This window comes from Micromonospora sp. WMMD1102, from assembly GCF_029626265.1.
GTDB lineage: Bacteria > Actinomycetota > Actinomycetes > Mycobacteriales > Micromonosporaceae > Plantactinospora.
Window position 1 is genome coordinate 65938 of record NZ_JARUBN010000002.1, and the last position, 21389, is coordinate 87326.

A 21389-nucleotide genomic window follows, 5' to 3' on the forward strand; every position below is an offset into this window, starting at 1 on the left:
TGCCGGTGAGTGACTACGACCTGCGGTTTGTTGACACCGTCTCATCCACGGCCGCGACCCGGCTGGATCTGCGGGTTGCGCCGTTCAGCGTGCAGTCCGACACCGAGTTCGGCATGCCCGAGTTGCGCCGGTCGGCCGTAAGCACCTTGCTCGTTGACGGGGAGCGGTATCCGGCGGCGGCGTACGACAACCGGCTCATCACTCTGGTACTCAAGGTGATCGACGCCAGCGAGGATGCGACGGCTGCCCTGCTACAAACCCTGTACCGGGAGTTGGACCGACCCAGCAACGTTCTCCGGTATCAGCCCGGCACCTCTGCCCCGATATTCTTCCGCACCTTCCGGGCCGGGCCGTCGTCTGTCATCTGGGATCCCGTGCAGAAGCAGGTGGTTGCCCGGATTCCGGCGGAACCGTTCGCCGTCGGTTTGCCGGAGACGACTGGTGCGCTGACGGTTTACAACGATCCCGGCCTGCCGGGCGGCGACCTCAACGCGAACCCGTACTTCGAGACCAACGCGGCGAGTTGGACCGGGGTCGGTGGGACGGTGGCCCGGTCGACCGCCCAGTTCCACGAGGGGGCGGCCAGCCTGCTGCTCACCCCGGACGGGGTTACGGCGACGGTGGAGGCCCGGTCGGAGATGGTGCCGGTCGCGGTCGGGCAGCGGTACCGGGCGAGCGTGTGGGTGCGCTGTTCGTCCGCCCGGAGCATCACCCTCGCCTTGGTGTGGTTCAACTCGATCGGCGGGACGATCACCGCCGCGACCCAGTCGGCGTCCGTCAGCGCGGGCGTGTGGACGCTGATCGAGTTCGAGCGGTCGGCCCCGGACCTGCCGTCCATCGCGACCCAGGCCCGGATCGCGGTCAGCCTGGCCAGCACCCCGCCGGCCGGGCACACCACCTGGATCGACGAGGCCCGGCTCCGGCTCGTCGGTGCCGGTGGCGGCATGTACGCCGACCTGCCCGACATCCTCGGCGACGTGGAGACGCCGCTGCGGGTGACGATCCCGCAGGGCGGCACCCTGCTCGACACCAACCAGATGAGCCTTATGGCGATCAGGCGGCGGGGCACCCCGTCCGGGGCGCCGATGCTGTTGCAGGCGGAGAGCCTGACGCAGGGCGGCGGCACCACCGTCCAGACCAACAGCTCCGACGCCAGTGGGCCGGGCGGCAACTACAGCAGGTGTACCTTCGCCTCGGTCGACCCGCGTCTGAGCAGCGACGTGTGGCCGCTGATGGACACCCCGGACGTGCGGGGCCGGTACCGGGTGCTGGCCCGGATCCGGACTACCGTCGCGACCGACGTCATCTACGCCACGATCCGCTGGGGACTCAACGCCTACATCGCCGGGCTGGCGGAGACGTCGGTCGGCTGGGACGGCACCGCCGGGTCGACCGCGTGGCGGATCGTCGACCTCGGGCTGATCTCGTTCCCATCCGGTGCTGATCCCACCGTGGACGGGCTTACCGGTAGCCCGCTGCCGGCGCGGGGCCAGTTCTTGCGCCTCGACGCACGCAGGCAGTCCGGTACGGGCAACCTCGACATCGACTACCTGCTGTTCGTCCCGGCCGACGACCGACTCTTGATCGTCCGCTGGAACGACATCAAGAACAACGAAGGCGGCGACGTCGTGATCGACTCCGCCCAGGAGGTGGTGTACGGCATCCGTAACGGGGTGGTGTACGGCGGTGGCAGCCCACCGGCGATCACCGGGTGGATGTACGCCTCCCCGGGCACCGCGAACCGGCTCTACTGGCTGCGGAGCGTCGGGCCGTTGTCGTCCGACGACATCACCAACCAGACGTTGTTGACCATCGAGTACGTACCGCGTTACTTGTATGTACGACCGGTGGCGTCGTGACCCTGACCCTGCCGCTGGCGGTGCGGCTGTCGACAGCCCGGGGCGAGGCGCACATCACCCGCCGGCTGCGGGACCTATCGTGGCGGATCACCGCGCCGGGCGGGTTCGCCAGCATCACCATGTCGCTGCACGAGCCCATCGCCGGCCAGCCGGACTGGCTCGCCTACTACGGTCGGGCGTACATCTACGACCAGCGCACCGGCGCCGTGTTGTGCGAGGGCCGCCTGGAGGACCCTGGCCGCAGCGCGGGCCCGGACGGGCAGGTGTGGGACCTGGTCGCGGTCGGCCCGGCCGCGCACGCCCGTGACCGGCACGTACCGCTGATCTACGTCGACCGGTCGCTGGAACGCTGGATTCCTCGCGACGGTGGTAGCGCGCATCCGAAGGCGGACCGGCGAGCGGACGTGGACGCGAGCGACAACCCGGTGCTGCGTTTCCAGCCGCCGACGGGCACGTCGTGGGCGCAGAACCGGACCGGCACGATGGGGTACCCGCACCTGCGGTACGCCGGCCTCAAGTTGGGCGCGTTCAACGCGTCGGGAACCTGCGGGGCGAACACGACGAACTGGCGGTGGCAGCAGGTCACCCGCACCCCGGCCGGGGTCGGCACCGTGGCCCGGGACGTGGCGTTCACCGCACCGTCGATCTCCACCTCGCAGCGGGTGGCGTCGTTGTCCTTCCCGGCCGGTGACGACTGGGTCGAGATGCGGGTGCTCCAACAGAACGCCAGCGCTCAGACGCCGTCGGACGCGATCTGGTGCACGTTCGGGGACCTGTACGTCATGCAGGTGCTGGTCAACGAGTCCGGCACGGAACTGTACGAGCCGGCCTTCGACTACCCCGACGGATACCTCACCGCCGACCAGGTGATCCGGGACCTGCTCGGCCGGCTGCTGCCGCAGTATGACGGGCCGAGGGCGACGATCGCGGCGACGTCGTACCAGATCCGGGAGCTGGCATACCCGGACGGGGTCGACGCCGCGACGGTCCTCGACGACCTAATGCGGCTGGAACCGGCCTACCTGTGGGAGGCACTCGAATCCAACGCGGCCGGCAAGCACCGGTTCAACTGGCGGCAGTGGCCGACCGAGGTCCGGTACGAGGCCGATGTCGGCGACGCCGGCTACGACGCCCCCGGCTCGGCCGACGGGCTCTACAACGAGGTCACGGTGCGCTGGCGGGACGCGACCGGGCAGACCCGCACGACCCGGGTCACCCAGTCGGTGCCGGAGCTGACCGCCGCCGGCCTGACCCGGTCGCCGAAGCCCCTCGACCTGGGTGACGAGGTCGGCAGCTCGACGGAGGCGACGCAGGCGGGGCAGCAGTTTCTGGCCGAACACCGGGCGCCGCCGAACGGCGGCCGGTTGCGACTGTCCCGGCCGGTGCTGGACCTGATGGCCGGGACGCGGGTGGCGCCGTGGGAGGTCCGGCCCGGCTACCTGATCCGCGTCCGGGGTGTGCTGCCCCGGCCGGACGCGCTCAACGCCACGACCAGGGACGGCGTCACCGTCTTCAAGATCGCATCGACGGAGTTCCGGGCCAGCGACGCCACCGCGACGCTTGAACTCGACACGTTCGCGCCGTCGACCGCCCGCGCCCTGGCGACCCTGCTCAACCGGCCACTGACTAGGCGACGGTAACGACCTTGAGGGGCTGACATGTCCAAGCAGGACCGGCTTAACTGGATCAGCCGAGGATCACCGTTCACGTTGATGCGGCCCGCCGCGAAACTCCGCGACCGGCTCCGCGCGCACGGGTACACCGTCTACGACATCGGCAACCGAGAGCATCTCGAACACGAGCCGCCCGAGGACCACACCCCGTACTCGGAGACCGGCTGGCCCGGGAAAGCGAAGTACGGGGTCGGGTACGCGATCGACATCATGCCGCCGAAGTCGGGCGCCAGGTCCAAGTTGACCGGCCAGCCTCTTCCGTCGTTGCAGCGGCTCGGCGCGCAGATGGTCGCCGACCGGAACGCCGGCATCCCGGGCATCCGGTGGCTGAAGTACATGAACTGGGAGCCACAGCGAGACAACGGCGGCCCCTGCTACCAGGACTCGTGGAAGCCGAACCACGCCCGCCGGTCCAGCAGCGACCGGGGGCACATCCACCAGTCCGGGGCGACCGGGTTCGAAACCAGCAGCATCGGCGACGACTACGACCCGGTGGCCCGGGTTAGTGGAGAGTGGGACGAGATGGCAAGCAAGGCTGAGATCAAGGACGCGCTGATTGAGGCGCTGCGGACTCCGCTGCCGTTCGGCGCGTCCGGTCCGGCGCGACGGCTGAAGGACCCGAACCTGTATCCGCCGGCCGGCTGGTCGGATCAGAGTGTGCTGAGCCTGCTCGCCTACCTGTTCGAGGCCAGCCGCAGCGATGACGCGAACGAGCAGCAGATCGTCGACGGGGTGTTGGCTGGGCTCGGGTCGCGGGATCTCGACGACGCGGCCACCGCGCTCCGGGCGGCGTTCGGGGACCGGGCAGCCGAACTCGGCGCCAAGCTCACCCAGAGTGGCTAACCGGTGCCGATCGTTGTTACCGGCCGGCACCGCCCGCACGAAGTTGTCTTCCTCGCCTTCAGCGCTGTCGTCGGCGCAGCCTTCGTTGTCGGCCTGAAACCGCCCGGCTCGCTGGAACGGCTCGTTGAGCCGTGGATCCTGTGGACGTGGTACCTGCTGCTGCTCGCTTCCGGTGTCATCGGGCTGGTCAGCTTCGCTATCGCGGACCCGTACCGGGCGTTGGTGTTGGAGCGGGCGGCGATGATCGGCCAGATCAGCGCGCCAGCCGTCTACGGCATCGGTCTCGCGTCGACCGGCAACCGGTCCGCGATCTTCGTCGGGGCGTTCGTCGCCGCGTGGGCGGCGGCGTCCGGGTGGCGGCTGTGGCAGGTCAACCAGAGCATGCGGGCGCTGCGGCAGGCGGCGGGTGATCCCGGATGAGCGAGTGGTGGCAGCTCGCTTTGGCGGCTGTCGGCGGTGGTGGCCTCGCGGGTGTGGTCACGAGTCTCGTCGCCGGCTTGTTTCAACGGCCGAAGGTCAAAGCGGACGCGATGTCGATCCTCACTGACGCCGCGTTGAAGCAGGTCAACGAGTTGCAGGAGCGTACGGCTGAGGCGGAGCAGCGGGCGGCGGAGGCCGAACGTAAGTGCCGGGTCGTGTCGAGTGAACTCGATGACATGTTGGCCCGGATGCGGGCGTGGCGGGTGGAGATCTTGGCCGATCCGACCGCTTCGGACCGGTTGAGGCAGATGGTGTCGGTCGATCCGGGGCAGCCGATGAACGGGCGGCCCGGTCGCTAGTGCCGTGACCACGAACGTTCACGGTGTTGGATGACACGCCGTCCGGCTTGTCGGCCGGGCGGCGTCGTAGCGGTCAGGCTGTGGCGGTGGCAGATCCTGTACGCGTGCGGCGGCTGAGTGATCAGGAAGGTCAGCAGCTACTGCGAATCACTCGCCGGGGAACCGGTTCCCCGATCCGCCTGCGGCGGGCGATGGTCGTGCTCGCCTCGGCCGGTGGGAACACGGTGCCGGCCATAGCCCGCCTGGTCCAGGCTGACGAGGACACGATCCGGCAGGTCATCCACCGGTTCAACGAGATGGGCATGACCAGCCTGGACCCTCAGTGGGCGGGTGGCCGTCCCCGCCAGATCAGTAGCGACGAGGAACAGTTCATCGTCGAGACGGCCAACACCCGCCCCGAGAAGCTGGGGCGGCCGTTCACCCGCTGGAGCATCCGCAAGCTCGCCGACCACCTGGGCTCGCATGCCGCCCGCCGGGTCCGGATCGGGCGGGAACGACTGCGGCAGATCCTGCACCGACACCGGATCACCTTCCAGCGGACCAAGACGTGGAAGGAGTCCACCGACCCGCACCGGGACACCAAACTCGCCCGGATCGAGTACGTGAGCAGCCATTTCCCGCAGCGGGTGTTCGCCTTCGACGAGTTCGGGCCCCTGGTGATCCGTCCGCAGGCCGGCACGGGGTGGGCACCCGCGGGCCGTCCGCACCGGCTGCCGGCGAACTACCACAAGCTGCACGGCGTCCGGCAGTTCCACGGCTGCTACTCCGTCGGCGACGACCAACTCTGGGGCGTCGTCCGGCGCCGCAAGAGCGCCGCGAACACCCTCGCCGCGCTCAAGTCGATCCGAGCAGCACGTCCGGACGGAGCACCGATCTACGTCGTCCTGGACAACCTGTCCGCGCACAAAGGCCGCAAGATCCGGGCATGGGCGGCCCGCAACAAGGTCGAGCTGTGCTTCACCCCGACCTACGCCTCCTGGGCCAACCCGATCGAGGCCCAGTTCGGGCCGCTGCGCACCTTCGTCATCGCCGGCTCCAACCACCCGAACCACCCGGCGCTGACCCGAAAGCTGCAGACCTACCTACGCTGGCGCAACGCCAACGCCCGCCACCCCGACGTCCTGGCCGCCCAACGCCGCGAACGAGCCCGCATCCGCAGCGAACGCCAACGACGCTGGGGCCAACCCGCCACCCGCGCAGCCTGACCCCAACACCCTGAACGTTCATGGTCACGGCACTAGCCGGACTGTTCGGCGTTCTCGCGTTCCCTTGCATCCTTCCGCCGGAATTCAAGTTTCGGGCGGCTTCCTTACATTCCAAGATCCCCAGGGAGGGGTCATGTTCCAGAAGTACGGTAAGGCGCTCGCCGCCGTCGCTGGTGCGGCGCTCACGATCGCGTACGGCGCCCTGTCCGGGGACCAGCGCATCGAACCGGACGAGGCGGTACAGATCGCCATCGCCGCCGCCACCGCTGTCGGCGTGTATCTGGTGCCGCTGGTGCCCGAGTACCGGTGGGCGAAGACGGCGGTCGCTGCTGTCCTCGCCGTGCTTCAGGTGCTCGCCACCGTCATCCTCGGTGGGTTGGACTCGAACGAGTGGATCGCGCTGCTGCTCGCCGCGCTGACCGTCCTCGGTGTCGGCATCACCCCGGCCGTGTCGGACAACGGGGTGGCCAACATCCAGCCGCGCACGGTCGACGGCGAGACGACCTGATGGCTGTCGTCATCCTGCTGCTGCTGGTCGCCGCCGCCGTCCTCGCCGTGGCGCACGCGTTCGGGGTTGGCGGACGAGTCAACCTCGGCTGGCTCGCCATCGCCTGCGTAATCGCGGCCGTGTGGACGCTCCCCGCTCTCACGGCCTTCTGACTCTCCCCTCACCACCCCCCGGGGGGAGGAAACCGGCGCCTGAAATCCTCGCTCCCCAGCCTGGTCGGCGCCCGCCGCCCCCACCTGCCTCGTGGCTTCCGATAGGGCCACCGGCAGGTGGGGGCGGTCTTTCTGTGTCTGGATAACCGGGAGTGGCTGTGGATGACTGCCTGATCATGCGGCGCGTGCGGTAGGCGTCAGGCAGCCTTGCCCACCTGGTACGTCGTCACGGCGCCGGTGAACAGGTCCGTCACGTCCTCGGCGTACGGCTCGATCTCCTCAACGATCCAGCCCTGGCCGGTCAGGAACTCGGCGTGGAAGGTGCAGACAGCGTGCGGCCGTTGCCAGCCGGGCTTGCGGGCCTTGTGGGTAGCGGTGCTGTCGATGTCACCGTGGTCGGTGCGGATGCACTGTGCCTGCTGCATGGTTGTCTCCGTCCGGTCTTGGTAGGAAGCGCGTTCCTGAATCTTGGCGAGGTGGGTGGGGCCGCGTCTCGTGTGTTAGGCGCTGCACCAACCGAGCATGGGATCGTGCTCGCCGGCCGGCCACCCGCAGAGTTCGCAGGTCTCGATGCCGCGCTCGTTGAGTTCAGTCTCGATGGCGACCAGCACGACGATCCAAGGTGCCCGCTGGTCAACGTCGTCGTTTGCGGCGTTTGCCAGGCCACTGCCGACCTTGTAGTCCCGAATCAACTCGTCGGTGGAGCGAGAGATCACCATCGTCCGCATGTCATCCCGCAACTGCTGGGCCGTCTTTGCCATCTCGGCTCTCCCCTTCACCATGTCCTGCTGACATGGACAACGTTACGCTTCCCCTCTAAAGCTTGTCAATACCAGCAGGACAACGTATTTTCGGTGCATGGACGGCTACCTCACCAGCGCGCAACTCGCCGACAAACTCGGCATAAAGCCCTCGTCGGTCCATCGGTACCGCACCCGGGGCGATGTGCCTGAGCCTGACGAGTACGTCGGTCGGACGCCGCTATGGAAGGAGACATCCATCGAGACGTGGCTCGCCGAGCGACCCGGCCAGGGGTGGCGGAAGGGCAAAACCAAGGACGCGTGACCTACGCCGCTACCAGGCGGTCAGGATCGATGCCGCGCTCGAACATCCACTGACCCAGCGCGCCGATGTCCCGGGGCTCCCGCTGCGGAGCCGACGCCACCCACGAATCCGACACCCGCCACACCAACACCCGGCCGTCGGGCCAGATCTCGATCCGCCACCGGCAGCGTTCGACGTCGTACGGGGTGAGCCAAACTCGCACCTGCCGGGGGTACCCGCCACGGCAGGGTTCAGGCCGCCCGCAGATCGAGCGGTGCGACCGGCCCGCCCGGATACGGCACCAGCTCGCCCGCCCGCGTCCGCTCAGCCCACACCAGCATCCGACACGACCCGTCCGGCCCGCACTGCGCACACCGCCCCGACCCAGACACCCTCGGCTGCGGCACATGCTGCGCGACGACCAGGTCCGCCCCGGTCGTCAACGCTGTCCACGACGTCACCGCCCACCCACCGCCCTCCACAGAGCCTCCACCGAGGCGAGCAGCACCACGCACGGCTCCGGGCAGTCCCGGCACCCGACACGATGCCCGGCAAGCCACACCATGCGGTCATCCACGCGCGGTTCGTCCGGCAGGATCCGTGCTACCCGGAGCAGCACATACTCACTCGGCATCCGGCCGGGAGCGTGAGACCACTCACCGGGGGCGAGGTAAAGCCACCAGCCGTCCAGCAGCTGCGGGTCCGGCACCACCGGTGACGACGGGGTGATGTGGGCGGGACGGCCTCGGTTCCCGCCCGGCTCGGTCGGGAAGCGCGGGGACCGGTTACGGCGCTGTTCGGCCGGCTGGTCGTCGGGCAGCGGGTCCGGGACGTGGGAGCCGTAGGCGCCGGTCATGCCGAGGTAGCTGGACGCGGGCACGGCCACATCCCCCGGGTCGGCCGGTTCGAATCCCCGTGCTAGCCACCGCCATCTACCCACGAGCACCTCCCGGGTGTGTGGTGCGTGGCGGCGCCGACGCTGGGGAGCGGTCCCCTGAGGCGCGAGAGGGGTACCGGCGCCGCCACGCAACTACGGGGCTGTAACAGTCCGCGCCCCCGGCAGCGAACCGCTACGCCATACGCCGGGGATTCCCCCACCGGCAATTCCACACTGTCACCCGCAGTCCAAGGTCACAAGTAGACGCATGGCTATTGGCCAGCAAAAAGGAAGATCCGGCGCCCGAAGACGCCGGACCTTCAAACGCGAAACGGATCAGATGTGGTCGAACTCGCCAGCCTTCGCCCCCGCGAGGAACACCGTCCACTCCCGCCGGTTGAACACCTGCACCGCAGCCACCGGCCCGGCCTTGCTGTCGGCGATAGCCACATCACCCGACCCGTCCTCGGCCGACGCCACAAACAGGCAGCCGTCACTCCCGCCCGACGTGGAACCCTTCACCCAACGACGAAACCGTGGATCACTCGTGTTGCTGAACTTGGACACGGCACAACCTCCTAGACCGAGGCGGCCAACTTGGCGGCCACCTCACCGATCAGGGCCGCACTGTCCGCGTCAGACAGGGCAGCCCCGCGCAGCCGCTCATGCAACTGCACATACCCGTCGACCTCGGCAGCGTCCGTGATCAGCAGATCGGTCGTTACCGTGTCGACGATGACGATCGTGGGATCGTCCCGGTCAGCGTACGAGTAGATCGTGTACGGAGATCGAGGTGCCGCGCCGATCCCGTTCGCCACCTGCGCATCCACCGGCAACACCTGGACACTCACATCGCGGCGCTTCGCCAGGTCAAGCAGGTGGTGAAGCTGGTCGAGCATGACCGGGGGTGGCACCGGCCAGCGCCGCACGGTCTGCTCCTCCAGGATCACCGCGTACCGCTCCTCCTCCGACACGACGCCGAAGATCTCCGCCTGACGTCGGAGCCGGCCGGCGACGACCGCATCCACATCTACGTCCTGCCCGTCGGTGCCGACCTGCGCCCGGTAGCGCGCGTAAGCCTCCGTCTGTACCGGGCCGGGCAGCAACGCCACGCCGTAGTCGAGGATCAGCTCTGTCCGATACTCGGCCATCGCGAACGCCCGCTGCCGGTTCCGCATCGGGTCGGGGCCGCCCATGAACGCGTACTCGGGCCGGTCCCACCAGCCGCCCTCGGCGCCATCCTCAGCGCACGCGTCGAGCACGTCCCACAGGTCACTGCCGCGCTCCACGTCAAGCGCCCGAACTGTTTTGCGCGCCAGCGTGAGATTCGTCTTCCGGGTCAGGTTCTCCGCCGGCTGCTCCAGGCGGCCAACCAGCGACTTGCTGACACCGGCCCGCTCCGCAAGCCCTGCGAGCGTGTAGCCCCGCTCGGCGCGAAGCCGGCCCAGTTCGCGGGCGAGGCGGATGCGTCTCGACAGAGGATTACCAGCCATGAAGTCCCCGTTTCCGATTGGAGATTCCCCCGTGGGCAACGCACATCGTACCGACGGGTACAGCCTGTGAGGTAGTGGTGCATTTACCGCTATCCTTGACGGCAGGACACGGCAATGTGAGGGGCCCCGGTACGCGTCTCCGGGGCCCCTCAAGCCTTCTTCGTACGCACGGGCAGCAGCTCGACCCGATCACGCTTCCTAGCCAGCGGCCCGGACCGGAGAGTCCGCAGGAACTCGTCGGCGCACGACACAACCTCCACGTCGCCGCACCACACCCGCACCCGCCAACCGGCCAGCCGCTCCCAGTCGGGTTCGACATCCCAGAACAGCAGCGCCATCTTCTCCGCCGCGAACCGCTCAGCCCACTCGTGTTGCTCCTGCGGGGCGCCGGGCACGGACAGGGTGCCGAACGTTTGTACCTCGCCTCGTCGGCCGTGGACCCGCCACTGCCAGACTGTCGCTCCCCCGTGACATGCGCTCACCTGCGACGCCGCCTCGGCCGGGTCACCCGACGCCACCAGCGGCGCACCCGCGCGTAGCCGATCGACCCCCACACGACGGCGAACGGCGCGCACGCGACAGCAGCAGCCGGGGCTATCCGCAGCTCGTCCCACAACAGCCACGACCCGCGCAGCCCGACAGCGAAGAACGCCAGCCAGAGCACAGCCAGGCCGGACACCCACCATCGGCGTCGATCCCACCACCGGGCCAGCCGGGACCGAGAAGCACGGGTCGGCGTCTGCGGCCCGCTGGCACGCCTCGGACGCGGAACCCGGTCCTTCGGCGGCGGCACCCAGCCCGGCTCACGCCGCTGCCGGTGCTCGACAGCACGCCAAATCTCGATCCGGTCCGGGTTGTCCGTATTGAACTCGTAGTTGTAGACCGGCCGCTGCGGCGCCTGACCGGGAGCAAGAGTCACACCGTGCTTGATGTAGTACTGCTCCCGGGCGTCGAGTTCAGCGTCAGTCCACCAACCCTCTTCGATCGTCCACGACCCGCCGACGATGGTGTCGGAGAACGGCTGGCAGTCGCGGTGCTGCTCCTCTCGCTGCTTCACCGTCTGCCGGGACTTGCCGACGTAGCCGACTACCACCTGACCGGCGATCGGCATCCCGTGGGCATCAACCGCCCAGCATGGGATGCCGTACACGGCGCCACGGCGACGCACATCGGGCGACGGCAACGACTTCGCGGGCCGGGTCGCACCTATCGCGCCCGGCCCGCGAACAGTGTTGGCGACCACCGGTCAGCCCTTGTGGGGATCCGTCATGCGCGGCCCGCGCGTGTACGGCTCCCGCTGGCCTGCCTGGAACAGAATCCCCACCTCGGGACGGGCATCGTCCTTCATCCAGCCATTGACGGTCTGGTAGGTGGTCGCATACCCCTCGGCCTCCAACTGCCTGTGTACTGCCGTCGGGCCGACCCCTGCCTCACCGGCGTCCCAGACGAGCTGCCGCATACGGATTCGGGGGATCGGCTTCCGCTTCCCAGCCGAGTCCGTCGCCGGGGCGCCATCCTTCAGCCACGACTCGACGACACTCCAGTCCGCCTGCGGCAGATCCTCCTCAACAGGGCCGGGATCCGGCAGCGGTTCCACCTCGGCCATCCGCTGCTGCGCCGCATCCAGGGCGTTCATCGCCTCACCCAGCGACGGACCCTGCACCCGAGGCGTTTCCCGCTCACCCGACGACGGCTGCCGGTCGGCGGTCGCCGAGACAGGCTGACGCTGCGCCGCGACCTTGGCTGCGGCGGGGAAGATGATGGACCGGGTGCGAGTCCACCGATCGGTGTACACGCCCGTGAACTTCCCCTGATCCTTGAACCCCTCCGGCGTACGCACGTCCAGAACCAACGTGTCACACCGGGCGATCGACGCGGCGTCGAGCTGGGGACGCCACGGAGCGACGGTGATCGAATCGGCGTCGATCCGGGCAGGCTCGATCCGCCACCCCTTGAACTTCTCCGGCGGGGCCGCATCCGACGACCAGACACCCGCACCCCGGACGCGCATCGACGACATGTCGAACCGCCCCGACCGCCACGTCCGGTCGAACAGGTACTGCAACTGCTCCTCATCCTGGACGCGCATCCCGACCCGCTCGCGGGACTGGGTGACCATCGCCCGGGGGATGTACGTCGAAGTCGCTTCGAGCGCGCAGGAAACAACCCGGACCCCGGCGCCACGGCCGGTGTCGGAGATCTGCCGCAGGTTCTCCGCCACACCGGGCGGGAGGCTGCCGAACTCGTCGACCACGATCACGATTTCGGGGACCTCCGGCGAAACCATGATCTTGTCCCAGTTGTTTTCGAACATCAACTGCTCGTAGTCGGCGGTCCGGTTCGCGACGATCGCCAACGCCGCCTCGGTCATCAGCAGCGCCTCTTCGGCGTTCGGCGCGATCCAGTCGATCGCCGGAGCCTCCACCCGCCCCTCATGCCACGCCCGAGCCCACGGACGCGGATACCGGCCGTTACCGGTCAGGTCGATCGCCCACACCAGCGCATCCGTGCACCGGACGAGCTGGCGGGTAAGCACGTTGAGCTGGTTCGACTTTCCGGAGTCGACCTGGCCGACCAACACCATGTTGTTGTAGCGGATGTTGACGGTCGCCTCGGTCCGATCCGACCGGATGCCGATGCTCAGCGGGTTCTCGATCGTCTCCTGGGTGCAGTCGTCCGGCAGGTGGTGGTCCTCCGCCATCGCATCGACGGTGCCGACCCGGATGTGCACCACCCGCCGGCCGACGTGCGGGTCGATGACCTCGACCGCGCAGCCTTCGGGTACGTCCATCGCTGTTGCGAGGGTCTTCTCGTACGGCTTGATGTCCTCGATCGTCGTACCGTCCGCCGGGAGGGTGATGTCGAGGGTGAAGCCGGTGTTCGGGTTCCAGAACTCGACACCTTCGACCTTCACCTCCCGCTTCGTCTGCCGGCGGATCTCCGTCTGCCACAGGGCGGCGATCCGGTCGTGCTCCGACGCCAACACCGCCGCCTGCGCCTCCAGTCGCAGCCGCTCCAGCTCGGCGGACACCTCCTGCTGCCGCTCCTCCTCCGCCTTCCGCTCCTCTCGCTGGAACGCGAGCCCGGTGAGCGCGGCGCCGATCGTTCCGACCAGCAGCGACGCCAACGCGGTCGTCGACCACGGGCCGGAGAACGGCTCCGCCGTCGCGGTCGCGAGCGCATACGTCGACCAGCCGCCGGCACCCATCCAGCACAGTGCCCGATACGCGAGCGCCTTCCCCGGCGCATCCTGCGCCAGCGAGGCAATCGTCGCCCCGGTCGCGGCGAACGTCCCGCCGACGAGTCCCCACAGCGGGTCCACACCGGCAAGATCGGCGACCATCGTCAGGCCGAGCGCCGACGCCGACGAGTTCACGACACCGGAGATCGGGCCGTGACCCGGCCCGAAACTCCAGTCGACTCGACGGGCAGCCATCACTGACCGCCCTGGTTCCGGGTCATGTCCCACATCTCCTCGCCGACTCGCGGGTTCCGCAGCCGGTCGAGTTCCTTCTCGTGGATTCGCTCGATCGTCGGGCCGATCGTCTCCGACGCGGTCACGACGGCGGCCTGCGCCTTCGCCATCGCGTCGTACATGTCCTTGATCGACTGGTGGAGTGGCTGATCCTCCGCACGCGCGTAGTAGATCCGCAGCGCCTTGGACAGGTTCTCCAGGATCGTCGGCAGCAGGTGCGCCTCAGCGGTCACCTGAAGCATGCCGTGCGGCACGGTGCGGCGGGCGGCGAGGAGGAAGTCGTCGGAAGCGACGAGCAGCGGGTGCTTCATGATGATCAGTCCTTCGGGTCGGTTGACGGGGGTCGGGGTGCTGCTGGGTGGGGTGGCGATGCGCGGAATCGGTGCGGGTGCCGGCTTCCGTTGCGGGTCTCCGACTGGCACGGCAGTCGCCGACCGGCGCACCTGCGTGTTGACGGCGGCGGCCTTCGACTTCGCCATCGCCTGAGCCAGTCGGGCGTCACGGCGGGCGTTGAGTCGCTGCCGGGCAGCCTCGCGACGCTTCCGCCCCCGGCGGGCATCCCACGCCACCTTCCCGGCCGCGAGACCAGCGGCCGCGAGGCCAGCAGTCGCGCGACGCAACGGGCCACGGTGCTTCGGCTTGTCACCGGTGACCGCCTTCCGCGCCGCAGCCCACGCCTGTCGCGGGGTCGGCCGCTTACCGTCCGCTGGGGTGGCGGTCGCGGACCGGATGGCATCCGACATGCGCGGCCCCGGCTCGCGACGGTTCGCGAGCTTCCGTCGGGCGGCGGCGACCTTGCTTCCGGTCAGCGGCGACTTCGACGACGAGCCCGGCTTTGACCCGGCACGCCGGAACCCGGCGGGCCCGCCATGCGATCCGCCGCCCGAGCTGCGCCCCTGGCCACCGAACAGGCCACCGCCACGACCCCGGCCGGACGCGCCGGCCCGGGGAGACGGTGACGGCTTACTGCCGGCCGGGCGCCCGCCACCGGCAGCACGGCCGGCGGTAGACGGACGACCCCCGCCGCTTGCGCGGTTGGCACTGCTGCGGCCCGGGGTGCCGGCACTCGACCGGCCCGCCCGAGGCAGCCCACCTGCTCGGCCACCCGACGACGACCGGCCGGGCGAACCGAACAGGCCCCCGCCACCCCCGCCACCTCCGGACTGGCGTGCCTGCTTCGCCGCCCGAGCACCACCCGCCTTCCGGCCAGCAGACGCCGCAGCAACAGCAGCAGCACCGGCAGCGCCAGCGGCGAGGACCATCCCGCCGCCAGCGGTGACAACGGTCGCCCCGCCGATCACGGCTGCGTTCAGGGCTCCGACAGCGACCGGGCGCACCGACACCGTCGGACGAGTAGCTGCCCGCGACTTGGCGGGCTTAGGTGCCGCCTGCTGCGGCGTGATCGTGGTGGTATCGGACATTCCCGGCCTCCCCTCCTTGGTTACTGGTTGTTGATGTCGCGGTTAGCGGTTAGCGCCGTCATCGGCGACAACCGAGGCGGATTCAGGGTCCACGCAGTGCAGCCCCCCCCTCTGACCTGGGGCGATATCCGCGATGACGGCGCCAACCGATATCGCCACGCCAACACGGACAGTCACCGACGTTCGCGGATGCGCTCGTAGAACGCGGCCAGGATCAGCAGTGCCACCACCCCGCCGAGGATCTGCGCCTGCCCGGTCCGGTCGGCGTACAGCCACGACCACAGGGCCAGCAGGCCGAAGACACCGGCGGTCCCGGCAAGCCCAGTCGACAGCGGCATCACCGCCGCGACCTGCCCGTTTGTCGGCTCCGGCTCGGTGGCCATGGCCACGGCGGTGCTGGTTCGCCGCACCAGGTCAGTCGTCATCGGTCCTCCTTCTTCGGCCCGGTCGGCATCGGGTCCGGCCACGGCCATCCGTACGTCACGTCCATCTCGTCCTCCTCGGGTTCTTCGGCTCATTCGGGTCGTCGAGGACCCTTCGTTTCCACGTCTCGGCTTCCTGTCGGATCGCCTCGGCACTATCCGGTGAGGGCTGCGGCGAGGCCACGGCTGTCCTCCTTGTCGTCGTCGGAGAGGTCCCCACCGCTCGCCCCGCTGCCGCTCTCCGAACGCCGACCGGCGCCGTTCACCGACGGGCTCCCCGCCTCCCCGGTGAGGGCTCTCCGCCCGTTCCCCGCAGCGGCACTCCGGTGGTGCTCCGCGATCGCAGACTGGAGACGCTGGAGACGCTCCCCGCCCGCCCCGGTGATGTCCCGAATCTGCGGCTGCGACCACTGCCACTCCGGCTCCGGATGTGCGCGGAGAAGCGCCTGAAGTGCCTCTTCGTCGCTCATCCGGGGCCGGTTGGATGCCCCGCCGGTCTTGGCGGAGAGGCCACCCCGCTGTCCGGTGCGCCCCTTGCGGGCCTCCCCGTTGCGGTAGTCGGAGAGCTTCACCGTCGACATCTCTGCCCGGATCCGGGCGACCGTCTCCGCCGTCTCCGCCTGCAACCGGGCCACCGTCTCCGACAGTTCGGCCCGGTGCTTTTCCGACACCTCGGAGAGCGTGCCCCGGAGAGCCGCCGCAGTCCTCTCCGCCTCCTGCGCGGAGAGCCGAGCGGCAGTCGTCTCCGACCGGGCGGCGGAGAGCTGTTCGGCGATCACCGCCGCCTCCTGCCGCGCTTCGATCCACTGCCCTTCGAGCCGGTCGAGACGCGCCTGTGCCTGCGCCAGTTCGGTGCGGGCGGTCGTCACCTGACGGTCGGCGAGGCTCTCCGCCCGGTGCACCGTCTCCGTCGCCTGCTGTCGCAGCCGGGCCATCTCCGCCTCAACGGCGGTGCGGGTCTCCTCTGCCTGCCGGAGAGCCGCAGCGGCACGGTTCTCCGCCGCCGTCTTCTCCGCCACCGCCTGCCGCAGCCTCTCCGCCGTGTCGGTCCGCTGCTGCTTCTCCGTCTCGAAGTCGGCGACCACCTGAGCAAGCCGGGCAGACATCTCCGCCATCTCCTCGTCGCGGGCGGAGAGGACGTTGTCGAGTTGCTGCACCCGCGCCCACGGGGCGACCACCGACCACCACGGGGCAGGAAGGGTGCCCGTCTGCACGTTGACCTTGAAGCGGGCGATCCGCTTCGCACGCCGCACCATCTCCAGGTGCGCGACCGCGTGGCGCACCGACCCGTACCAGACGATCTGGTCATCGGTCGGGGTGGCCGGCAGCGGGCGCGGCGGGTGGTTCTGCCACGCCAGCCAGGCGCACAGGGTGTTCGGCAGGTACGTGACCCAACGGAGGCCGAACACCGGGGAGATCCGGGCGGTCTTCTTCTCCGTGTGGCTGCGGAACAGGTCCAACAGTTCGTGGAGGATCGCCATCGCACCGAGGGCCAGGAACGCGAGGTACATCGCGGCGAACGTGGACGCGATCGTGCGGTCGTACTCGTGCGAGAAGCCGATGGTCGCCGACACGGCGGTGGCGACCCACACAACCCGAGCCGCTCGGTTCGCGGACCGGCCGCCGCGCACAGCGGCGAACATGAGGACGGCGAATGCGATCGCCACGCCGTCGAGGGTGGCGGGGACGAGGTATTCCCAGCCACCGGTCCAGTTGAGGGTGTCGCGGCCCCAGCCGATCAGGTTCTTCGCCGAGCCGATGAGGACGCCGGCCCAGAGGATGACGGAGACGGCTACGGAGGCGTAGAAGAGGCCACCGAGCGGGTTGCTGCCGTCCTTGTTGGGGGTCGGGTTCGCGTTGCGCGCCTTGTTGAGTCGGTAGCGCATGACGAGGAGAGCGACGAAGAGGACCGCCGCCAGGGCGAGCCACACCAGCGCCGGAATGCTGTCCAACCAGCCGGCGAACTGGCCCCACATGCCCGGCTCGACCGGGGGTGTGACCGTGCCGACGGCCGGTGCCTCCCCGTCGTCGGGCCTGAACAGTGCGGACTCGTAGGTCACCGGCCGGCTCCTCTCTCTGGTCTGTGAGGTCTTCTCGGGTCGATCGACCATCACCGTCATCAGTGTGCCACACTGTTGGAGGTAATGGAGGTTCGGGGGGTAGCAGAGGTCTTGGAGGTTTCGTGAACGCTGGAGGGTGTGTCCCTCCGGCCCATGCCTCACCTGCCAGAAGGTCTGCCAGACTGTGGTGACCTTGGAGGTTTTAGAGGTGGGGGTTCTGGTGGGCGAGGGGCGTTGGCTGAGGATCGGCCAAGTGGCCGAGATCCTTGGCGTGCACACCAACACCGCACGGAACTACGCCGACACCGGCAAGTTCCGCCGGGTCCGCCGCCTTGCCGGCGGGGATCGGCGGATCTGGTCGGAAGACGTCGAGAGCTACCTCCGTGAGATGGAAGCGGAGCCTGAACGCGACCAAGGCGCCTCACCGCAGCAATAGCAAGCGAAGGCATCCCCGTTGGATTCGCCACCTCAAGCTGCACTGCGGCCCTGACCTCAGTTGAGGCGGGGCCGCTTTCGTCGTGCCGTCGGACCGACTTGGACGACTGGCTGCCGAGCGAGGGATTGAGCCGGGAGTAGCGGGGTCTACGCTGGACGTGGCGGGTTGCCGGACCCCTGGGTTCGGGGTACACCGGCCCGCACAGACAACGGCCCCGGCTTCGCGGTGAAGCCGGGGCCACTTGGTCTGTTCGTCAGGCGGCAGTGATGACGAGCACCGTGTTGGTCAGCCTGGCGAGTTCGATTGCGAGCAGCAACACGACCGGCCACCACGGACCTTGGTCGGGGGTCTGGTGTTGCCGACGACGCTTGTTGGGCATGAGTGCCTCCTTGGGGGCAGACGAAGGCGGCCCCGGACTGTCCGGGGCCGCCTTCGGTCGGTTCTGTGTCGCACCGGTTGGGGGTGCGACCTATAGGCAGTGGTCCTCACCTCTGCGCCCCACGGGTCAGGCGACATAAGGGTGCAATTTGGATGTCCGCTATACCCGTGTTGACATCTTTGATGAGCATTGGCCATCCGAATTGCCACCTGACGCCTTGATTTCAGCAGCGTCAGATCGTCCCGACATCTGAGCAAACGGCCCCGGCTCCGTGATGGAGCCGGGGCCGCGCTGGTGTTGCGGGCCTAGAGGTACGGCTTGGCGGCCAGGGCGGCGGCGAGCGTGTCGTACACGCCCTCCGGCACGTCAACCCCGAGACGGACGAGCATGGTCACGCTGGTGTGGTCCTCCTCGTCGCCGTTGTAGATGCCCACCCGCGTGTGATGGACGACGTGCGACTCGTCCACGGCGCCCTTGTGCGTCTCGTAGTGGACGTTGCCCGGGTCGGTGTCCCAGTCGTAGTCCGGGTCGTCGCCGCGATAGGAGACGGCTACGGGCAGGTAGACGGGTGTGCCGGCGGCGAGGGTGTCGGCCAGTTCGGTGCGGTCGCCGATCCGGCCCCACATCGGGTCGTCGTCGCCGGTGTCGACTCCACCGACCGGTGGGGTGTCGGTGCCGGCCCACTCGTACCATCGCAGTTTGCCGACGTCGGGCCGGTCGAGCAGGTCGAGGGTGTTCGTCACTGCCCGATGGCCTCGCGCCCGTCGTCGGTCAGGGTGTAGTGCCGCACCATGCCGTAGGTGGTGTGGGGCGGCTGGCGTCGCACCAGCCCCGCCTTCTCCAGGTCGGCGACGATGCCGGTCACCTTCCGCTTCGGCGCGTCGGATTCCTTCAGCCACACGTCGGCGTCGGCCCAGGACTGGCGGATGGTTTTGAGGGCGTAGACCTCGATGTCGGTGGAGGCGATGGCGTGGAGGATCGCCGCGCGGGTGGGGGTGATCTGGATGCTGGTCATCGTGGTCTCCTCTGGTCTGCGTTGACTCTAGATTAGCGGGTACCCACTAGTAGTGCAAGTGCCTACCCGCTAAGATGTTGTCCATGAACCCAGACCCGCTCGCCCCCCTCGACAAACTCCGGGCCGAACTCGCCCGACAAACCACCCCCGTCGACCGTGCTCGCGTCTGGGGACTCATCCTCGACGCCTGGCCCGACCTGCACCGCGCTATCGCCGACGCCCGCGCAGCCGACGTACGGGCTGCCCGCCAGACAATGAAGGACACCGAGATCGCGGAACGGCTCGGCAAACACTTCACCACCGTGTCCCGGATCGCCCGGGAAGCCGGCCGGGCGCCGAAGACATAACGATCACCGGTAACCGCCACCGGTAGAGGTCAGGGAACGATCCGCTTGCCGTAGTCAGTGGCAGGGTCGTACCGGCCTTCGAGGTAGTCGACGAACCGGTGGGCGTGCCCACCCCGGTCCTTGGTCGTCTTCGCCGCGTACGGCCCGTCCTCGTGGGCGGCCACGTACTCGTCGGCAAGCCTGCGTAGCTGGGCGATCTGGTCGGCGGGAAGTTTCGGGGTCGGCATGGCGGTCTCCTCCGGGTTGAGATGTGCGGCGCCCATCATGCACCCGGCGGCGTGGGCTGAGAGTCAATTCACTGACGCCCGGTTCGCCTTGCGGTCCACCTGGCCGAGGCGGTATCGGGTGTCAGCCGTCGGTGCCGGCGATGACGGCCAGGAGTTCGTCTGCCCGGGTGTAGAACGGCACCCGCGCCCCGTCGTCGAGCGTGAACGAGTCCCACCGGTCCGGGCTGCCGGCGTCAGCAGTCCACAGGTGTCGGGCTAGGTTGTCACGCTGCTGCTGCCGGTCTGGCCCGTAGTCGAAGGCGACCACCCGCTCGTCACAGACGCCGTCGTCGTTCCATGCCCGGATGACGAGCTGGTCACCACGGGCCGGGCCGTCTCCGGGGAGCCCGCCGACGATCTCGATCAGGGTCATGCGGCGTCGCCGCTTCCACCTGTCGACGGCGTCCTTGCCTGCGTGGTACCGCTTCCACGCTTCGGCTTCGGTGGTGTTGCCCTCGGAGGCGTAGGCGGAGAAGCCGAACCCGGCGAGGAGGCCGGGACGCAGGTGGACGCCGAAGTGGTGGAACTCGTCCGGCTTGACGCCTTCGACGATGTCGCCGCCTCGGGCCTGCGTGTCGAGGGTGAGGCCGGCGGTGACCTCGGGTGGCTGGTCGAGATAGGTGTACCGCTGGGTGACGGTCATTCGCCGGCCGTGGGCGAGTAGGTTCCGAACGCGGGCGGTCAGGTGCGGCATGGTGTCGAGGGCCGCCATCGCGGTCACCTCCCGCTGGCGCAGGATCCGCTCCGGGCTAACCACGGTCGCCCTCCGCGAGGATCGCGTCGATCAGCCGGTCCGCCGCGTCCCGCTTGGCGTCACGCTTCCGGAACTCGTCCATCTGCTGATCGGTGAACCGGCCGAACTTCTGGGTGCGCCACGGCCGGTCGGGGTGGTCAGTCTTGGTGAAGGTGATGTTGTTGTGCCGGATCGTCGCTCCGATCGGCATGTCGGCGGCGGGCTCGAAGGTGGCGGCCTGCTCAGGCACGGTCGAACTCCCGCCTGCCCGCCTCGGCAATCGCCTTCGCGAGGCGGACGGCTTCGGCTCGCACTTCCGGGTCGTCGCTGTCTGCCATCTTGCCGAGCCTGTCGTAGAGCTTGCTGTGGATCTGGAAGTGCTGGTCGTCGTCGTCGAGCATG

Annotated in this window: 31 protein-coding genes; 12 read left to right on the forward strand and 19 right to left on the reverse strand. The window is 69.0% G+C overall.

Annotation, left to right across the window (positions count from 1 at the left end; genetic code table 11):
* The first annotated feature begins 5 nt into the window (after positions 1 to 5).
* From O7626_RS40095 to O7626_RS40130, 8 genes are all read left to right on the forward strand, one after another.
* Positions 6 to 1859 (forward strand): carbohydrate binding domain-containing protein, encoded by a 1854-nt coding sequence (locus tag O7626_RS40095; protein ID WP_278066642.1) that lies wholly within the window; start codon positions 6 to 8, stop codon positions 1857 to 1859.
* Positions 1856 to 3499 (forward strand): hypothetical protein, encoded by a 1644-nt coding sequence (locus O7626_RS40100; protein ID WP_278066643.1) that lies wholly within the window; start codon positions 1856 to 1858, stop codon positions 3497 to 3499. Before O7626_RS40095 ends, O7626_RS40100 begins: the two co-directional genes overlap by 4 nt.
* Positions 3500 to 3517: 18 nt before the next feature.
* On the forward strand, positions 3518 to 4375 hold the full coding sequence (locus O7626_RS40105; protein ID WP_278066644.1) for a hypothetical protein: 858 nt from the start codon (positions 3518 to 3520) through the stop codon (positions 4373 to 4375).
* Positions 4376 to 4378: 3 nt separating this feature from the next.
* A complete protein-coding gene (locus tag O7626_RS40110) occupies positions 4379 to 4795 on the forward strand; it encodes a hypothetical protein (RefSeq protein WP_278066645.1) in 417 nt (138 codons plus the stop codon).
* Complete coding sequence (locus tag O7626_RS40115) at positions 4792 to 5154, forward strand: hypothetical protein (protein ID WP_278066646.1); 363 nt, start codon at positions 4792 to 4794, stop codon at positions 5152 to 5154. Before O7626_RS40110 ends, O7626_RS40115 begins: the two co-directional genes overlap by 4 nt.
* 86 nt (positions 5155 to 5240) lie before the next feature.
* Complete coding sequence (locus tag O7626_RS40120; RefSeq protein WP_278066647.1) at positions 5241 to 6359, forward strand: IS630 family transposase; 1119 nt, start codon at positions 5241 to 5243, stop codon at positions 6357 to 6359.
* A gap of 133 nt (positions 6360 to 6492) precedes the next feature.
* The gene (locus O7626_RS40125) at positions 6493 to 6867 is read left to right on the forward strand and encodes a hypothetical protein (RefSeq protein ID WP_278066648.1); all 375 of its coding nucleotides are present in this window, start codon (positions 6493 to 6495) and stop codon (positions 6865 to 6867) included.
* Positions 6867 to 7019: a hypothetical protein gene (locus O7626_RS40130; protein ID WP_278066649.1), complete on the forward strand. Its 153-nt coding sequence runs from the start codon at positions 6867 to 6869 to the stop codon at positions 7017 to 7019. The genes O7626_RS40125 and O7626_RS40130 overlap by 1 nt, the downstream gene beginning before the upstream one ends.
* Positions 7020 to 7216: 197 nt before the next feature.
* Here O7626_RS40130 and O7626_RS40135 read toward each other — a convergent pair whose 3' ends face one another.
* Both O7626_RS40135 and O7626_RS40140 read right to left on the reverse strand, forming a co-directional pair.
* Entirely contained in the window at positions 7217 to 7444 is a 228-nt protein-coding gene (locus O7626_RS40135; protein WP_278066650.1) for a hypothetical protein, read from the reverse strand.
* Positions 7445 to 7519: 75 nt separating this feature from the next.
* Positions 7520 to 7780 (reverse strand): hypothetical protein, encoded by a 261-nt coding sequence (locus O7626_RS40140; protein ID WP_278066651.1) that lies wholly within the window; start codon positions 7778 to 7780, stop codon positions 7520 to 7522.
* Between the two features lie 97 nt (positions 7781 to 7877).
* Here O7626_RS40140 and O7626_RS40145 point away from each other — a divergent pair, with 97 nt between their 5' ends.
* A complete protein-coding gene (locus tag O7626_RS40145) occupies positions 7878 to 8084 on the forward strand; it encodes a helix-turn-helix domain-containing protein (RefSeq protein ID WP_278066652.1) in 207 nt (68 codons plus the stop codon).
* Position 8085: 1 nt separating this feature from the next.
* On the opposite strand, the gene O7626_RS40150 is transcribed toward O7626_RS40145, so the two are convergent.
* The 8 genes from O7626_RS40150 to O7626_RS40185 all read right to left on the reverse strand — a co-directional run bounded on the left by O7626_RS40150 (position 8086) and on the right by O7626_RS40185 (position 14219).
* Complete coding sequence (locus O7626_RS40150; protein WP_278066653.1) at positions 8086 to 8286, reverse strand: hypothetical protein; 201 nt, start codon at positions 8284 to 8286, stop codon at positions 8086 to 8088.
* Between the two features lie 234 nt (positions 8287 to 8520).
* Positions 8521 to 8943, reverse strand: a complete 423-nt coding sequence (locus O7626_RS40155) for a hypothetical protein (protein ID WP_278066654.1) — start codon at positions 8941 to 8943, stop codon at positions 8521 to 8523.
* Positions 8944 to 9276: 333 nt separating this feature from the next.
* Positions 9277 to 9507: a DUF397 domain-containing protein gene (locus O7626_RS40160; RefSeq protein ID WP_278066655.1), complete on the reverse strand. Its 231-nt coding sequence runs from the start codon at positions 9505 to 9507 to the stop codon at positions 9277 to 9279.
* A gap of 11 nt (positions 9508 to 9518) precedes the next feature.
* The gene (locus tag O7626_RS40165; RefSeq protein ID WP_278066656.1) at positions 9519 to 10433 is read right to left on the reverse strand and encodes a helix-turn-helix transcriptional regulator; all 915 of its coding nucleotides are present in this window, start codon (positions 10431 to 10433) and stop codon (positions 9519 to 9521) included.
* A gap of 149 nt (positions 10434 to 10582) precedes the next feature.
* The gene (locus O7626_RS40170; RefSeq protein WP_278066657.1) at positions 10583 to 10828 is read right to left on the reverse strand and encodes a hypothetical protein; all 246 of its coding nucleotides are present in this window, start codon (positions 10826 to 10828) and stop codon (positions 10583 to 10585) included.
* 83 nt (positions 10829 to 10911) lie between these two features.
* On the reverse strand, positions 10912 to 11544 hold the full coding sequence (locus tag O7626_RS40175; protein WP_278066658.1) for a hypothetical protein: 633 nt from the start codon (positions 11542 to 11544) through the stop codon (positions 10912 to 10914).
* A 135-nt stretch (positions 11545 to 11679) separates the two neighbouring features.
* Positions 11680 to 13869: a hypothetical protein gene (locus tag O7626_RS40180; protein ID WP_278066659.1), complete on the reverse strand. Its 2190-nt coding sequence runs from the start codon at positions 13867 to 13869 to the stop codon at positions 11680 to 11682.
* Entirely contained in the window at positions 13869 to 14219 is a 351-nt protein-coding gene (locus O7626_RS40185; protein ID WP_278066660.1) for a hypothetical protein, read from the reverse strand. The genes O7626_RS40180 and O7626_RS40185 overlap by 1 nt, the downstream gene beginning before the upstream one ends.
* On the opposite strand from O7626_RS40185, the gene O7626_RS40190 reads away from it, so the two are divergent.
* Complete coding sequence (locus O7626_RS40190; protein WP_278066661.1) at positions 14218 to 14394, forward strand: hypothetical protein; 177 nt, start codon at positions 14218 to 14220, stop codon at positions 14392 to 14394. The two genes, O7626_RS40185 and O7626_RS40190, sit on opposite strands and share 2 nt — an antisense overlap.
* A 1108-nt stretch (positions 14395 to 15502) precedes the next feature.
* On the opposite strand, the gene O7626_RS40195 is transcribed toward O7626_RS40190, so the two are convergent.
* Positions 15503 to 15754: a hypothetical protein gene (locus O7626_RS40195; protein ID WP_278066662.1), complete on the reverse strand. Its 252-nt coding sequence runs from the start codon at positions 15752 to 15754 to the stop codon at positions 15503 to 15505.
* A 152-nt stretch (positions 15755 to 15906) separates the two neighbouring features.
* Complete coding sequence (locus O7626_RS40200) at positions 15907 to 17811, reverse strand: DUF2637 domain-containing protein (RefSeq protein WP_278066663.1); 1905 nt, start codon at positions 17809 to 17811, stop codon at positions 15907 to 15909.
* Positions 17812 to 18019: 208 nt separating this feature from the next.
* Between O7626_RS40200 and O7626_RS40205 the strand changes: the two genes are divergently transcribed.
* Positions 18020 to 18247, forward strand: coding sequence for a helix-turn-helix domain-containing protein (locus tag O7626_RS40205; protein ID WP_278066664.1), 228 nt, complete (start codon positions 18020 to 18022; stop codon positions 18245 to 18247).
* A 253-nt stretch (positions 18248 to 18500) separates the two neighbouring features.
* Here O7626_RS40205 and O7626_RS40210 read toward each other — a convergent pair whose 3' ends face one another.
* The 3 genes from O7626_RS40210 to O7626_RS40220 form a co-directional block, all read right to left on the reverse strand.
* A complete protein-coding gene (locus tag O7626_RS40210) occupies positions 18501 to 18626 on the reverse strand; it encodes a hypothetical protein (RefSeq protein ID WP_278066665.1) in 126 nt (41 codons plus the stop codon).
* A gap of 305 nt (positions 18627 to 18931) precedes the next feature.
* Positions 18932 to 19369: a hypothetical protein gene (locus O7626_RS40215; RefSeq protein ID WP_278066666.1), complete on the reverse strand. Its 438-nt coding sequence runs from the start codon at positions 19367 to 19369 to the stop codon at positions 18932 to 18934.
* A complete protein-coding gene (locus O7626_RS40220) occupies positions 19366 to 19641 on the reverse strand; it encodes a hypothetical protein (RefSeq protein ID WP_278066667.1) in 276 nt (91 codons plus the stop codon). The genes O7626_RS40215 and O7626_RS40220 overlap by 4 nt, the downstream gene beginning before the upstream one ends.
* Positions 19642 to 19724: 83 nt before the next feature.
* Between O7626_RS40220 and O7626_RS40225 the strand changes: the two genes are divergently transcribed.
* The gene (locus O7626_RS40225) at positions 19725 to 19988 is read left to right on the forward strand and encodes a hypothetical protein (protein ID WP_278066668.1); all 264 of its coding nucleotides are present in this window, start codon (positions 19725 to 19727) and stop codon (positions 19986 to 19988) included.
* Positions 19989 to 20017: 29 nt separating this feature from the next.
* Here O7626_RS40225 and O7626_RS40230 read toward each other — a convergent pair whose 3' ends face one another.
* The 4 genes from O7626_RS40230 to O7626_RS40245 form a co-directional block, all read right to left on the reverse strand.
* On the reverse strand, positions 20018 to 20215 hold the full coding sequence (locus tag O7626_RS40230) for a hypothetical protein (RefSeq protein ID WP_278066669.1): 198 nt from the start codon (positions 20213 to 20215) through the stop codon (positions 20018 to 20020).
* Between the two features lie 121 nt (positions 20216 to 20336).
* On the reverse strand, positions 20337 to 21011 hold the full coding sequence (locus O7626_RS40235) for a hypothetical protein (protein ID WP_278066670.1): 675 nt from the start codon (positions 21009 to 21011) through the stop codon (positions 20337 to 20339).
* On the reverse strand, positions 21004 to 21237 hold the full coding sequence (locus tag O7626_RS40240; protein ID WP_278066671.1) for a hypothetical protein: 234 nt from the start codon (positions 21235 to 21237) through the stop codon (positions 21004 to 21006). The genes O7626_RS40235 and O7626_RS40240 overlap by 8 nt, the downstream gene beginning before the upstream one ends.
* Positions 21230 to 21388: a hypothetical protein gene (locus O7626_RS40245; RefSeq protein WP_278066672.1), complete on the reverse strand. Its 159-nt coding sequence runs from the start codon at positions 21386 to 21388 to the stop codon at positions 21230 to 21232. Before O7626_RS40245 ends, O7626_RS40240 begins: the two co-directional genes overlap by 8 nt.
* Between the last annotated feature and the right edge of the window lies 1 nt (position 21389).

What these genes read in the sequence shown, in the direction of transcription:
- O7626_RS40225 (WP_278066668.1), top strand. Translation starts at nt 19,725, where the DNA reads ATGAACCCAGACCCGCTCGCCCCCCTCGACAAACTCCGGGCCGAACTC.
- O7626_RS40190 (WP_278066661.1), top strand. Translation starts at nt 14,218, where the DNA reads ATGATGATCAGTCCTTCGGGTCGGTTGACGGGGGTCGGGGTGCTGCTG.
- O7626_RS40105 (WP_278066644.1), top strand. Translation starts at nt 3,518, where the DNA reads ATGTCCAAGCAGGACCGGCTTAACTGGATCAGCCGAGGATCACCGTTC.
- O7626_RS40175 (WP_278066658.1), bottom strand. Translation starts at nt 11,544, where the DNA reads ATGCCGATCGCCGGTCAGGTGGTAGTCGGCTACGTCGGCAAGTCCCGG.
- O7626_RS40145 (WP_278066652.1), top strand. Translation starts at nt 7,878, where the DNA reads ATGGACGGCTACCTCACCAGCGCGCAACTCGCCGACAAACTCGGCATA.
- O7626_RS40130 (WP_278066649.1), top strand. Translation starts at nt 6,867, where the DNA reads ATGGCTGTCGTCATCCTGCTGCTGCTGGTCGCCGCCGCCGTCCTCGCC.
- O7626_RS40165 (WP_278066656.1), bottom strand. Translation starts at nt 10,433, where the DNA reads ATGGCTGGTAATCCTCTGTCGAGACGCATCCGCCTCGCCCGCGAACTG.
- O7626_RS40115 (WP_278066646.1), top strand. Translation starts at nt 4,792, where the DNA reads ATGAGCGAGTGGTGGCAGCTCGCTTTGGCGGCTGTCGGCGGTGGTGGC.
- O7626_RS40245 (WP_278066672.1), bottom strand. Translation starts at nt 21,388, where the DNA reads ATGCTCGACGACGACGACCAGCACTTCCAGATCCACAGCAAGCTCTAC.
- O7626_RS40210 (WP_278066665.1), bottom strand. Translation starts at nt 18,626, where the DNA reads ATGCCCAACAAGCGTCGTCGGCAACACCAGACCCCCGACCAAGGTCCG.
- O7626_RS40135 (WP_278066650.1), bottom strand. Translation starts at nt 7,444, where the DNA reads ATGCAGCAGGCACAGTGCATCCGCACCGACCACGGTGACATCGACAGC.
- O7626_RS40230 (WP_278066669.1), bottom strand. Translation starts at nt 20,215, where the DNA reads ATGCCGACCCCGAAACTTCCCGCCGACCAGATCGCCCAGCTACGCAGG.
- O7626_RS40140 (WP_278066651.1), bottom strand. Translation starts at nt 7,780, where the DNA reads ATGGCAAAGACGGCCCAGCAGTTGCGGGATGACATGCGGACGATGGTG.
- O7626_RS40180 (WP_278066659.1), bottom strand. Translation starts at nt 13,869, where the DNA reads ATGGCTGCCCGTCGAGTCGACTGGAGTTTCGGGCCGGGTCACGGCCCG.
- O7626_RS40125 (WP_278066648.1), top strand. Translation starts at nt 6,493, where the DNA reads ATGTTCCAGAAGTACGGTAAGGCGCTCGCCGCCGTCGCTGGTGCGGCG.
- O7626_RS40195 (WP_278066662.1), bottom strand. Translation starts at nt 15,754, where the DNA reads ATGACGACTGACCTGGTGCGGCGAACCAGCACCGCCGTGGCCATGGCC.
- O7626_RS40220 (WP_278066667.1), bottom strand. Translation starts at nt 19,641, where the DNA reads ATGACCAGCATCCAGATCACCCCCACCCGCGCGGCGATCCTCCACGCC.
- O7626_RS40185 (WP_278066660.1), bottom strand. Translation starts at nt 14,219, where the DNA reads ATGAAGCACCCGCTGCTCGTCGCTTCCGACGACTTCCTCCTCGCCGCC.